The organism is Arthrobacter sp. 10T425, assembly GCF_056393985.1.
In genome coordinates this window covers 82,105-93,887 of the sequence record NZ_JBFTGZ010000017.1, presented here as the reverse complement: position 1 = coordinate 93,887, position 11,783 = coordinate 82,105, and the positions used below count along the sequence as shown (strand labels likewise).

11 protein-coding genes are annotated in these 11,783 nt (G+C 69.4%); 5 read left to right on the top strand and 6 right to left on the bottom strand.

Going from position 1 to position 11,783, the window contains the following annotated elements; all coding sequences use genetic code 11:
• The first annotated feature begins 99 nt into the window (after positions 1-99).
• Both AC1DDH_RS17690 and AC1DDH_RS17685 read left to right on the top strand, forming a co-directional pair.
• Entirely contained in the window at positions 100-921 is an 822-nt protein-coding gene (locus AC1DDH_RS17690) for an SDR family NAD(P)-dependent oxidoreductase (RefSeq protein ID WP_476860089.1), read from the top strand.
• An 89-nt stretch (positions 922-1,010) separates the two neighbouring features.
• A complete protein-coding gene (locus AC1DDH_RS17685) occupies positions 1,011-2,192 on the top strand; it encodes an acyl-CoA dehydrogenase family protein (RefSeq protein WP_476931446.1) in 1,182 nt (393 codons plus the stop codon).
• Positions 2,193-2,228: 36 nt separating this feature from the next.
• On the opposite strand, the gene AC1DDH_RS17680 is transcribed toward AC1DDH_RS17685, so the two are convergent.
• The 4 genes from AC1DDH_RS17680 to AC1DDH_RS17665 all read right to left on the bottom strand — a co-directional run bounded on the left by AC1DDH_RS17680 (position 2,229) and on the right by AC1DDH_RS17665 (position 5,435).
• Positions 2,229-3,089 carry a DUF1684 domain-containing protein gene (locus AC1DDH_RS17680; RefSeq protein WP_476931388.1) on the bottom strand — a complete coding sequence of 287 codons (861 nt, stop codon included), beginning with the start codon at positions 3,087-3,089 and terminating at the stop codon, positions 2,229-2,231.
• Between the two features lie 18 nt (positions 3,090-3,107).
• Positions 3,108-3,728, bottom strand: coding sequence for a TetR/AcrR family transcriptional regulator (locus AC1DDH_RS17675; protein WP_223914457.1), 621 nt, complete (start codon positions 3,726-3,728; stop codon positions 3,108-3,110).
• A 100-nt stretch (positions 3,729-3,828) separates the two neighbouring features.
• Positions 3,829-4,422 carry a TetR/AcrR family transcriptional regulator gene (locus AC1DDH_RS17670; protein WP_476850574.1) on the bottom strand — a complete coding sequence of 198 codons (594 nt, stop codon included), beginning with the start codon at positions 4,420-4,422 and terminating at the stop codon, positions 3,829-3,831.
• Positions 4,419-5,435: an aldo/keto reductase gene (locus AC1DDH_RS17665; RefSeq protein ID WP_476955966.1), complete on the bottom strand. Its 1,017-nt coding sequence runs from the start codon at positions 5,433-5,435 to the stop codon at positions 4,419-4,421. Before AC1DDH_RS17665 ends, AC1DDH_RS17670 begins: the two co-directional genes overlap by 4 nt.
• Before the next feature lie 166 nt (positions 5,436-5,601).
• On the opposite strand from AC1DDH_RS17665, the gene AC1DDH_RS17660 reads away from it, so the two are divergent.
• The 3 genes from AC1DDH_RS17660 to AC1DDH_RS17650 all read left to right on the top strand — a co-directional run bounded on the left by AC1DDH_RS17660 (position 5,602) and on the right by AC1DDH_RS17650 (position 9,772).
• Positions 5,602-6,282 (top strand): NADPH-dependent F420 reductase, encoded by a 681-nt coding sequence (locus AC1DDH_RS17660; protein WP_028278076.1) that lies wholly within the window; start codon positions 5,602-5,604, stop codon positions 6,280-6,282.
• 239 nt (positions 6,283-6,521) lie between these two features.
• Entirely contained in the window at positions 6,522-9,335 is a 2,814-nt protein-coding gene (gene ppc / locus AC1DDH_RS17655; RefSeq protein WP_223914454.1) for a phosphoenolpyruvate carboxylase, read from the top strand.
• 131 nt (positions 9,336-9,466) lie between these two features.
• Positions 9,467-9,772, top strand: coding sequence for a hypothetical protein (locus tag AC1DDH_RS17650; RefSeq protein WP_364748338.1), 306 nt, complete (start codon positions 9,467-9,469; stop codon positions 9,770-9,772).
• Here AC1DDH_RS17650 and AC1DDH_RS17645 read toward each other — a convergent pair.
• Together AC1DDH_RS17645 and AC1DDH_RS17640 are read right to left on the bottom strand one after the other, a co-directional pair.
• Positions 9,769-10,404 carry a DedA family protein gene (locus AC1DDH_RS17645; RefSeq protein WP_476931385.1) on the bottom strand — a complete coding sequence of 212 codons (636 nt, stop codon included), beginning with the start codon at positions 10,402-10,404 and terminating at the stop codon, positions 9,769-9,771. The genes AC1DDH_RS17650 and AC1DDH_RS17645 overlap by 4 nt on opposite strands.
• A gap of 27 nt (positions 10,405-10,431) precedes the next feature.
• A complete protein-coding gene (locus tag AC1DDH_RS17640; RefSeq protein WP_476887699.1) occupies positions 10,432-11,412 on the bottom strand; it encodes an RluA family pseudouridine synthase in 981 nt (326 codons plus the stop codon).
• Positions 11,413-11,783 lie beyond the last annotated feature (371 nt).

The following is an 11,783-nucleotide window of genomic DNA, read 5'->3' as shown; positions in this document are numbered from 1 at the left end:
TAACATTCACTAACTAATGTTCCCCGCGGGCCGCCTCTGCAGGCGCCGCCCGCGTCGAGGCTTCGCCGCCGGGGTTCGGTTCCACATCAAGGAGGATGGATGGACATCAAGGGTACTGTCGCGCTGATCACGGGCGGGGCCTCCGGTCTCGGAGCGGCCACGGCCAGGCGCCTGTTCGACGCCGGCGCGTCGGTGGTCCTCGTGGACCTGCCGGGTTCCGCCGGGGACGCCTTTGCCGCCGAACTGACCGCATCCGCCGCTGCCGGCGCCGGAGAAGCTGCTGCCGGAGGCGGCCGCAGGGCCGTCTTTGTCCCGGCCGACGTCACGGACGAGGCGCAGGTGCAGGCCGCCGTCGACGCCGCCTCAGCATTGGGCCCGCTGCGCATCGTGGTCAACTGCGCGGGGATCGCCACCCCCGGCAAGGTCCTGGGCCGCGGCGGCGTCCTCCCGCTGGAGGCCTTCAACCGCGTCATCCAGATCAACCTCGTGGGCACCTTCAACGTGATCCGCCTCGCCGCGGCCGCCATGGCAGCCACCGAGCCCGCCGCCACGGAACTCGGCGGCCCCGAACGTGGCGTCATCATCAACACCGCCTCCGTTGCCGCGTTCGACGGGCAGATCGGCCAGCCCGCCTACGCCGCCTCCAAGGGCGCCGTCGCCGCCATGACGCTGCCGATTGCCCGCGAACTCGCGCGCTCGCTGATCCGGGTGGTCACCATCGCGCCGGGCATCTTCGAGACTCCCATGATGGCCGGCCTGCCCCAGGAGGCGCAGGACTCCCTGGGCCAGCAGGTGCCGCACCCCTCACGGCTGGGCCGGCCGGCCGAATACGCGAACCTCGCCGCGCACATTGTGGAGAACGCCATGCTCAACGGCGAGACAATCCGCCTCGACGGTGCCATCCGCATGGGCCCGAAATGACCGGGTCTGAGATGGCCGCTGCCGAAGTGACCGAGACAGGGCCGGCCGCCACGGCGGCCCTGGCCGCACCGACAGTGGCCGCACCCTCTGTGGCGGGGCTGCCCACGGCGGACTTCTTCGACTACGAAGCCCTGCTCAGCACGGCGGAGCGGGCCAAGCTGGCGCAGCTGCGCGAGTTCCTGGCCGTCGAGGTTGCCCCGTTCGCCACGGACTGGTGGAACAAGGCCGAATTCCCGGCCCACATCCTGCCCAAGCTGGCCGCCTTGGAGCTCAGCGCCCCGGCCCAGCGCGGCTACAGCAACCTGTTCGCCGGGATCGTCATCGCCGAGATGACCCGGGTGGACACCTCGCTCGCCACCTTCTTCCTGGTCCACCATGACCTCTTCGTGGAGTCTCTCTACGGCTTCGGCTCCGAGGAGCAGAAGGCGCGCCTGCTCGAGGACGCGGCAAGCCTGCGCACCACCGGTGCCTTTGCCCTCACCGAACCGGACCACGGATCGGACGTTGCCGGCGGCATGGAAACCCGGGCCCGCCGGGTCCCCGGCGGCGCGGCCGGCGGCGGCGACATCTGGGTGCTCAACGGCGCCAAGCGCTGGATCGGCAACGGCACGTTTTGCGACTACATGCTGGTCTGGGCCCGGGACGAGGCCGACGGCGGCATCCGCGGCTTCATCGTCGACGCCACCTTGCCGGGCGTGAGCCGGAGCCGGATCGAGAACAAGATTGCCCTGCGCACGGTGCAGAACGCGGACATCGTCTTAACCGACGTCCGGGTGGCCGAAACGGACCGCTTCGCCGGGATCAGCAGCTTCGAGGACACCAACGAACTCCTGCGCGGTTCCCGGATCATGGTGGCCTGGCAAGGTGTGGGGCAGCAGCTCGCGGCGTTCGACGTCGCCCGGCAGTACGCCGTCGAACGCCAGCAGTTCGGCCGCCCGCTGGCAAAGTTCCAACTGGTCCAGCAGCAGCTGGTCACCATGCTCGGCAACGCCGTGGCCAGCATGGGCATGATGGTCCGGATCGCCCAGCTGCAGGACGCCGGCGCCGCGGACATGCCGCAGGTGGCCCTCGCCAAGTCCTATGTCAGCGCCCGGATGCGCGAAACCGTCGCGATGGGCCGGTCCCTGCTGGGCGGCAACGGGATCGTCACCGACTACCGGATGGCCAAGATCTTCTCCGACGCCGAGGCGATCTACACCTACGAGGGCTCGTTCGAGATCAACACCCTGATCACGGGCCGCGCCGTCACCGGGGTGTCCGCGATCGTCTAGAAGACGGCTTTGACCGTTTAGACCGTTTCGAGCCGTTTAGAAGAGGCCGGGTTCCTTCTCGCCGGCCTCGATCTTCACGTCCAGGCTGTTGTTCCGCACCGGCATGGGGCAGGTGCCGTACGGGGTGAAGGCGCTGGGGTAGTTGATGGCCCGGTTGAAGTCCAGGACCACGGTATTGTCCGGGCGGGGTTTTGCGGTGGACACCTTCCGCCACTCGTCCGTACTTTCCCCGTTGGTCTCGTCGTGGAACGTCACCGTCAGGGCGCCGAGCTTCTCCTCCTCGGCCTGCAGGTGGATCTCGTGGTCCGCGCCGGGAAGCCGGAAGACCAGCTCGCCGACCGAGCGGTGGACCCCGTCCACGAGCGGGTTGGCCGTGCCGATCGGGACATCCACAGGCTCGGGGTAGGGCATGAACCGGGCCTCGATGACCAGGTCCGGGCGGAAGCCGAAGGTGGGCACGCCATCGAACTCCGTGAACACCGGCGACTGGGAGTCGCGGGTGCGGATGGCGTACTTGTCCGCCCGCATGGCGAGCTCCACCACCACCTGGCGGCCGTCGTCGCCGCCGTACCGGACCCACATCAGTGATTCCTCGTCGGCGAGCACAGCGCTGATGGTCCCGTCCACGGGTTCGCCGGTTTCGACGAGGGTCAGGCCGTCGGACGCGGCGGCCGTGAGGAACGCCGCGGTGCCGTCCGTGGACCAGAGGCCGGGGGCGAGCTCGACGGCGGCCGGCTCGCCTTCCAGCCACTGGAAGGAGGTCAGCGTGAGCCAGCCGTGCTCGCTGGCGAGGGCCGTGTTGCGGCTGTTCCGGAAGCGTTGCCAGCGGGCCAGCTGCGGGTTCTGCACTGCATCAGGCGTGGGCTTCGAGCCAGTCCCGGGTTCAGGGGCGGTCATGGGCACCTCCAAGGGGTTTCAGCTGGTGGCAGGTGGGGTTTTAAGGCTGGCCGCAACGAGCTGGGCGGCAGTAGTTCCGGCTGCGGCGGCCGCGGCCGGGTCGCCGTCGAGCACCCCGCTTGCCAGGCCGCCGTCGAGTACCAGGGTCAGGCTGCGGGCGAGCTGGTCCGGGTCCCGGGCGCCCGCGCGCGCGGCGAGGTCCCGGATCCAGGCGCGGATCTGCCGCTTGTGGGCCACGGTCCGGTCGTGGACCCGGGTACCGGCGGCCGACTCGGCGGCCGCGTTGATGAAAGCGCAACCGCGGTAGCCGTCGCGCCGGCAGGCGGCTGTCAGGGCATCGAACAGGCCCACGAGCTGCGCGGCCGGGTCCTCGCCGGCGGCCTCGGCGGCGGCGTGCAGCTGCCCGGTCCAGACGCTGTCCACCTTCTCCAGGTAGGCCAGCATGAGGTCGTCCTTGGCCGGAAAGTACTTATAGAACGTGGCTTTCGCGACGCCGGACTCGGCGATGATGGTGTCGATGCCGGCGGCCCGGAAACCCTGCGCGTAGAAGAGCCGGAAGGCAGTGGCCAGGATCTTCTCCCTGGCATGCCCGGCGGGGGTGCGGGCAGCCGGGGCGGCAGTGGCTGCTGGCGAGGTCATGGCTCAATCGTACACAGACAAGTCTGTCTACGCCGCAATGTCATTCGCGTTGTACCTCGTCAATGACGTACCGCCGGCCCGCCCCCGCCTGATCCGGCGGCTACGGGCGGGCGGCCAGACCCCGCACGAGCAGCCGCCAGACCTCGCGCAGCTCGGCCCCGATGGCGGGGTCCGACCATTCCGAAGCGTGCAGCGGGTGGTGGAACCGCGCCGTGGCGTGCAGGACGGCGCGGCCGGCCGGCACCGGATCCGGGACGGCGAATTCGCCGCTGCTGACGCCGTCGGCAATGATCTCGGTGAGCGCTGCGGCCAGGTGGTCAACGTGGGCCGCCACCACTTCCCGCGCCTCGGCGGTCAGCTGGCCGAACGTGGCAAACAGCTCCGGATCGTTCAGCGCCATGCCCTGCTTGATGGCCGCGAGGCGTTCGAGCCAGCGGAGCAGGCGTTCCGCGGCAGGGCCGTCCGTATCGCGGGCGGGATCCAGCGGCTCCGCGAGGCGGTCCAGCCAGCGCCGGGCCACCGCGTCCCGCAGCGCCACCTTTGTGGGGAAGTGCCGGTACACGCTGCCGTGGCTGACGCCCAGGGCCTTCGCGACGTCAACCACCGTGGCCTTGGCCGGCCCAAAGCGCCGCAGCACGTCTTCCGCGGCGTCGAGGATGCGCTCTTCCGTCAGGACGACGGCGGCAGGGGTCACCGGCGTTCGCTGTCGAGCATGGCCATCTGGCCTGCGTCGTAGCGGGTGCCCGCGGCGGCGTCGGCCGGGACGGCGGCCTCGATCTCCGCGAGGTCCGCGCCGGAGAGGACCAGTTCGGCTGCTCCCAGCGATTCGGTGAGCCGCTCGCGGCGGCGCGCGCCGACGAGGGGCACGATGTCCTCGCCGCGGGAGAGGACCCAGGCGATGGCGAGCTGGGCGACGGTCGCGCCCTTGCGGTCCGCGATTTCGCGGAGCCGTTCGACGAGCTCGAGGTTCCGCTGCAGGTTCTCGCCGGAGAACCGGGGCAGGTGGGCCCGGAAGTCGCGCCGGTTCCCAGTTCCGGCGGCCGGCCAGTGGCCGGAAACCAGGCCGCGGGACAGCACGCCGTATGCCGTGATGCCGATGCCCAGCTCCCGCGCCACCGGCAGGATGTCCTGCTCGATGCCACGGGAGAGGAGGGAGTACTCGATCTGGAGGTCGGAGACCGGGTGGACGGCGTTGGCGCGGCGCAGGGTGTCGGCGCCGACCTCCGAGAGGCCGATGTGGCGGATCAGGCCCTGCTGCACGAGCTCGGCCAGTGCTCCCACGGTTTCTTCCACCGGAACGGACGGATCCAGGCGGGCCGGCCGGTAGATGTCCACGTAGTCGGTGCCGAGGCGCCGGAGGGTGTAGGCCAGGAAGTTCTTGATGGCCACCGGACGGGTGTCCACGCCGTTCCATCCGCCCCGGGCATCGCGCAGGACGCCGAACTTCACGCTGATCTGGGCGTTCTCGCGCCGGCGGCCGCGGATCGCCTCGCGCAGCAGCATTTCGTTGTGGCCCATGCCGTAGAAGTCGCCGGTGTCCAGCAGGGTCACTCCGGCGTCGAGGGCGGCCTGGATCGTGGCGTCGCTCTCGGCGTCGTCGGCGGGGCCGTAAAGATCTGACATGCCCATCAGGCCGAGGCCGATGGCGGCGGTGCTGGGGCCGGTGGAGCCCAGGGTGCGGGGGGTGCCGAGAGTGGAAGTTGTCATGCGATGACCATACAACAATCAGCTGACAGATTTCAATCTTTGTCAGCCTGAGATGGGGTGGACGGGGCGTCGGCATGCTCTTATTGCCGTAGACAGGTCTGTCTGATAGCGTCATGCCCACACGTAGACGAACCTGTCTACTACACGACTTCAGAATGAGGACGCCATGAAGATTGCAGTACTGGGAACCGGCATGGTGGGGCGCACGATTGCCGGCGCACTGGCAGGGCTGGGGCACGACGTCGTGATCGGCACCCGCGACCCGCAGGCGACGCTCGCCCGGACCGAGCCGGACATGATGGGCACCGCGCCGTTCGCCGAGTGGCACGCCGCAAACGCCGGAGTCGACGTCGCCGCCTTTGCTGACGCGGCATCCGGCGCCGAGCTGATCGTCAATGCCACCAACGGTGCCGGCTCGCTGGCCGCGCTGGCCGCAGCGGGGACCCCGAACCTCGCCGGCAAGATCATCATGGACATCGCCAACCCGCTGGACTTCTCGCAGGGCATGCCGCCGTCGCTGAACCCGGTGAACACGGACAGCCTCGGCGAAGAGATCCAGCGGTCCTTCCCGGAGGCCAAGGTGGTGAAGACGCTGAACACCATGACCGCGTCCGTGATGGTCGATCCGGCCCGGGTGGCCGGCGGTGACCACACGGTGTTCGTCTCCGGGGATGACGCCGGCGCCAAGGCGGCCGTGACGGAACTCCTCAAGGGCTTCGGCCACCGCGACGTGATCGATCTCGGCGACATCACGAGTGCCCGCGGGGCGGAAATGATCCTGCCGATCTGGCTGCGGATCTGGGGCGCGCTGGGAACCGGCGAGTTCAACTTCAAGATCGCGCGCTAACCCCTTCACCCGCCAAGCCCGCAGCAGGGGCCGTTCTGGGCGCCCAGAACGGCCCCGGCTGCGAACTGGTTGGGGTCCCGGGGGAGGGGCGCCGGCGCGGCGCGGCGGGGCCTGACACTATCTGAGACGGAATTCCAGCAGGGAGTGCCTGCGGGTAACATCCCATGGGAAGAAGTAATCGGGCTCACAGTATCCAGCGCAGTGTACGAGCCAAGTCGACCCCTCGAAAGATAGTTTCCATGGCTGACACTGCAATGCATTCCGACACCGATCTTGCCGCCGAACTCCGGGCTGATGTCCGCCGGGTCTCCACCCTCCTCGGCGAATCCCTGGTCCGCCAGCACGGCCCCGAGCTCCTGGACCTGGTGGAGCAGGTGCGCCTGCTGACCAAGGAATCCAAGGAAGCCGCCCGCGGCGGCGCCGACGCTACAGGGCCGTGGAGCTCGTACGACGTCGTCGCCCAGGTCCGCGAACTGCTCGGTTCCCTGCCGCTGGAGCAGGCCACCGACCTGGTCCGCGCCTTCGCGTTCTACTTCCACCTGGCGAACGCCGCCGAGCAGGTCCACCGGGTCCGCGGGCTGCGCACCCGGCAGGAGAAGGACGGCTGGCTCGCCAAAGCCGTGGAGGAGATCGCGGACCAGGCCGGCAACTCCGTGCTGCAGGAAGTCGTCAACGAACTCGACGTCCGCCCCATCTTCACCGCACACCCCACCGAGGCCTCCCGCCGCTCCGTGCTGGACAAAATCCGCCGGCTCTCGGACATCCTGTCCGAATCCACGGCGGAGGGCACCTCCGCGCGCCGCCGCCAGGACCGCCACCTGTCCGAAGTGATCGACCAGATGTGGCAGACGGACGAGCTCCGCCAGGTCCGCCCCACCCCCGTGGACGAGGCCCGGAACGCCATCTATTACCTCACCGGCATCCTTAGCGACGCCATGCCGGAAATGCTCTCGGACCTCTCCGAGCTGCTTGCCGAGCACGGCGTCACGCTGCCGCCACAGAAGGCCCCGATCCGCTTCGGCTCCTGGATCGGCGGGGACCGCGACGGCAACCCCAACGTCACCGCCGCCGTCACCCGCGAAATCCTCCAGATCCAGAACCAGCACGCCGTGCGGATCAGCATCGGCCTGATCGACGGGCTCATCTCCATCCTGTCCAACTCGACCGCGCTGGCCGGGGCGGACCAGGAGCTCCTGGACTCGATCGACGTCGACCTGGGGAACCTGCCTGGCCTGGACCGCCGCGTCCTCGAGCTGAACGCTCAGGAGCCCTACCGGCTCAAACTCACCTGCATCAAGGCCAAGCTGATCAACACCGGCCGCCGGGTCGCGGCCGGATCCGCGCACGAGCCCGGCCGCGACTACACCGCCACCGCGGAGCTCCTCGCCGAGCTCGGCCTGCTCGAACGGTCGCTGCGGAACCACCACGCGGCCCTCGCCGCCGACGGCGCCCTGTCCCGGGTCCGCCGCGCCATCGCCTCCTTCGGCCTGCACCTGGCCACCCTCGACATCCGCGAGCACGCCGACCACCACCACGACGCCGTCGGGCAGCTCATGGACCGCCTTGGCGGGCCCGGTGTCCGGTACGCGGAACTCAGCCGCGCCGAGCGGCTCGAGGTGCTGGGCTCCGAACTTGCGTCCCGGCGTCCGCTCTCCGGCCACCCGATCAAGCTCGACGGCGTCGCCGACGGCACATACGACGTCTTCCGGGAGATCCGGCGGGCCCTGCGCACCTACGGCCCCGACGTGATCGAGACCTACATCATCTCCATGACCCGCGGCGCGGACGACGTCCTGGCCGCGGCCGTGCTGGCCCGCGAGGCCGGCCTGGTCAGCCTGTTCGGCGAGGCGCCCTACGCCAAGATCGGCTTCGCGCCGCTGCTGGAGACAGTCGACGAACTCCGCGCCTCGGCCGAGATCGTGGACCGGCTGCTCTCCGATGCCTCCTACCGCGAACTCGTCCGGCTCCGCGGCGACGTGCAGGAAATCATGCTCGGCTACTCGGACTCCAACAAGGAATCCGGCGTCATGACGAGCCAGTGGGAAATCTACAAGACCCAGCGCAAGCTCCGCGACGTGGCCGCCAAGCACGGCGTCCGCGTGCGCCTTTTCCACGGCCGCGGCGGCTCGGTGGGCCGCGGCGGCGGGCCGACCTATGATGCCATCATGGCCCAGCCCAACGGCGTGCTCGAGGGCGAGATCAAGTTCACCGAGCAGGGCGAGGTCATCTCGGACAAGTACTCCCTGCCGGAGCTGGCCCGAGAAAACCTCGAACTCTCCCTGGCCGCGGTACTGCAGGGCTCGGCGCTGCACCGCACCCCGCGCACCTCGGAGGACCAGCGCGTGCGCTACGGCCACGTCATGGAAACCGTCTCCGACGCCGCGTTTGCGCGCTACCGCACGCTGATTGATGACCCGGATCTGCCCGCCTACTTCATGGCTTCCACCCCGGTGGAGCAGTTGGGTTCCCTCAACATCGGGTCGCGTCCGTCCAAGCGCCCCGACTCCGGCGCCGGGCTCGAAGGGCTCCGCGCCATCCCATGGGTGTTCGGCTGGACACAGTCGCGGCAGATCGTTCCGGGCTGGTTCGGCGTGGGCTCCGGCCTCAAAGCCGCGCGCGAGGCCGGTAACTCGGCCCAGCTCAAGGAGATGATCGAGGGCTGGCACTTCTTCCGCTCGGTGCTCTCCAATGTTGAGATGACCCTGGCGAAGACGGACATGGACATTGCCGGCTACTACGTCTCCACCCTGGTGCCGGCGGAACTGCACCACCTGTTCCGTGCCATCCGGGCCGAATATGATCTCACGGTCGAGGAGATCCAGAACCTCACCGGCGAGCACGTGATCCTCGATGCCCAGCCCACCTTGAAGCGCTCCCTCGAGATCCGGGACCAGTACCTCGACCCCATCAGCTACCTGCAGGTGGAACTGCTGCGCCGCGTCCGGGCCGAGGCCGCGGCGGGCATGACCGGGGCCGAGATCGACGAACGGCTCCAGCGGGCCATGCTGATCACGGTCAACGGAGTCGCTGCCGGGCTGCGCAACACCGGGTAGCCTGCACCTCGGCCCAGACGCTCCCTCAGATCCTGCGGTTCTTCCCCGGACGCTCCCTCTCCCGGTGAGGGAGCGTTGGGGTTTTGGGTGCGGAAGGTGAGGGAGCGTGGCGGCGCGGCTAGGGTTGTTCCATGCCGTCGTTCCAGACCAGACTGAAGATCACCGGGCTCAAGCCGGGCACCGCTCCCGAAACCGTCATGGCCGCGGCCATCGAGGCGCTTGGGACGCGGCACCACGTCGAATCGCACCAGCTTGAGCTCGCCGGCGGCGTACCGCAGCTGAACCTGCGCTTCCTGGTCGATGCCACCGCCTACAGCGCCGAAAACAGCCAGGCGTTGGAGTCGGCAGCCATGATGCGCGACGCCGTCGAACGCGTTGCGCTCACCGGCGCGCTGACCGTGCTGCGCCGCAGCCGCGGCCGCTGGGCGCCCGTCTAAAAGTCCAGTTCCTCGTCCGGGTCGACCACGGCGGACTCCACGGGGGAGGGGTTGCCCCGGCGCCGCGTCACGATCACGCCCACGACCGCTCCGACCAGCAGCCCGACCCCGACGCCGATCAGGGAGCTCGCCCAGAAGGGCAGCCCGGTGGCGGAGCCCATGAAATAGCCCAGTGCCACGGACCAGGTTGCCCAGAGCAGGCCGCCGAGGGCCGCGCAGAGGCTGAACCCGCGGGTGGAGACGTTGGCGATGCCCGCCGCGGCCGTCGTGGCCAGCCGCCCGCCGGGGATGAAGCGGAGGCCGATGATCGCGCCGTAGGTGGAGGACCGGCCGGCTTTCGCGATCGCCGAATGCACCGCCGCGTGGAACCCCAGGCCCCATTTCCAGCGGTCGAGCACGTGGCTCAGCCGGCGCTTGAACAGCTGGAAGACGAGAAGGTCACCCAGCCATGAGGACGCGGCGGCGAGGAGCACGACGAGGAAGCCGTTGATGCGGCCCTCCGCTGACAGTGCGCCGCCGGTGATGACCAGCATTTCCGAGGGGACGGGCGGGAAAATCGCATCGCCGATCACGAAGGGGAAGATCCAGAAATAGATCGCGGCGCCCCAGCTGTCCGCATTTCCGAAGTCCATGGGCACAAGGTACCGCACTTCCAGCCGCTAGCGGGCCTCGCTGAGTTCCAGTCTGCTGCGGTATTCCACCGGGCTGCCGGAGATGGGGTCCACGAAGCGGATCCCGCGGGCCAGGAGCTGCAGCGGCTTGGCGTAATTGTCCGGAGCCTTGTCCAGCAGTTCCGGGTAGAACGCATCGTTGACGATCCCGAGGCCCAGTGAGGCCATGTGCACGCGGAGCTGGTGGGTCTTACCGGAGTGCGGCTCCAGCCGGTACAGCGCGCGGCGGTGCGGGCCGCCGTCGACGTCGGGTGCGTCACCGTCGGGTGCGCCGCCGTCGGGTGCGCCGGAAGCGTCAAACGTGCGCAGACGCTCGATCCGGGTTTCCGCGTTGGGTTCGCCGTCGACGACCTCGGCCAGCAGGTAGCTGCGGGACTTGGTCATCCGGTTCCGCACCACCACAGGGAAGTCCACCGGGGGATGGCCCGGAGCGGGCTCCGCGGCGGACACACACTCGTATTCCTTCTGGACCTGGCGCTTTTCGAAGAGCACCTGGTATTTGCCCCGGGTCTCGGGGTTCGTGGAGAGCAGCAGGATGCCGGCGGTCATGCGGTCCAGACGGTGCATGGGAATCAGGTCCGGGAGGCCGAGCTGGTTCCGGAGCCGAACCAAGGCCGATTCCTGGATGTAGGTCCCGCCGGGGGTGGTGGGCAGGAAGTGCGGCTTGTCCACCACCAGCAGGTGATCGTCCTGGTGCAGAATGTTCAGCTCCACCGGGATCCGGGTCTCCGGCGGCAGGGTCCGGTAGTACCAGATGAACGTGTGGTCCTGCATCGGCGTGGTGCGGTCCAGGGCGATCCCTGCCTCGCCGACGATCTCGCCGGCGTCGAACCGGTCCTCGATGCCCTGCGGATCGATGTGCCCCCAGCGGTGCATCATGTAGTCCAGCGCGGTCTCCCAGGGACCCTCGTCCGGCAGGCGCAGACGCGTCGCGTTGACGCCGTCGCGCACGGGAAGGGGGGATTGCATCACCCGACCATTCTACGGGCCCGGCCTCCAGCGCCCCTGCGCAGCCCTCATGACCCTGCCGGGACCCCGCCCGCCCGACCCCCAGTTCGCCGAAGACCTACGAGTTCGCCGGAAGGGTCCGGCGAACTCGTAGGCTTCCGGCGAACTCGCGATGCCATCCCCGCCCTGCGCCCGTTACACCCCCGCTGTCCGGGTCCCTCGCCTTCCCGTAGTCACCGCCCGCCGTGCTCTCCCGCCGCGGGCCCCAGCTCCAGTTCGCCGGACCCGTGCCACGTCGCCGGAAAGGTCCGGCGACCTCGGACGCTTCCGGCGAACTCGCGATGCCGCCGCCACCCCTCCCTTGCGCCCGTCCAACCCCAGCCCCGACCCGC

What these genes read in the sequence shown, in the direction of transcription:
- AC1DDH_RS17690 (WP_476860089.1), top strand. Translation starts at nt 100, where the DNA reads ATGGACATCAAGGGTACTGTCGCGCTGATCACGGGCGGGGCCTCCGGT.
- AC1DDH_RS17680 (WP_476931388.1), bottom strand. Translation starts at nt 3,089, where the DNA reads ATGACCGCCCCTGAACCCGGGACTGGCTCGAAGCCCACGCCTGATGCA.
- AC1DDH_RS17675 (WP_223914457.1), bottom strand. Translation starts at nt 3,728, where the DNA reads ATGACCTCGCCAGCAGCCACTGCCGCCCCGGCTGCCCGCACCCCCGCC.
- AC1DDH_RS17665 (WP_476955966.1), bottom strand. Translation starts at nt 5,435, where the DNA reads ATGACAACTTCCACTCTCGGCACCCCCCGCACCCTGGGCTCCACCGGC.
- AC1DDH_RS17660 (WP_028278076.1), top strand. Translation starts at nt 5,602, where the DNA reads ATGAAGATTGCAGTACTGGGAACCGGCATGGTGGGGCGCACGATTGCC.
- ppc (WP_223914454.1), top strand. Translation starts at nt 6,522, where the DNA reads ATGGCTGACACTGCAATGCATTCCGACACCGATCTTGCCGCCGAACTC.
- AC1DDH_RS17650 (WP_364748338.1), top strand. Translation starts at nt 9,467, where the DNA reads ATGCCGTCGTTCCAGACCAGACTGAAGATCACCGGGCTCAAGCCGGGC.
- AC1DDH_RS17645 (WP_476931385.1), bottom strand. Translation starts at nt 10,404, where the DNA reads ATGGACTTCGGAAATGCGGACAGCTGGGGCGCCGCGATCTATTTCTGG.
- AC1DDH_RS17640 (WP_476887699.1), bottom strand. Translation starts at nt 11,412, where the DNA reads ATGCAATCCCCCCTTCCCGTGCGCGACGGCGTCAACGCGACGCGTCTG.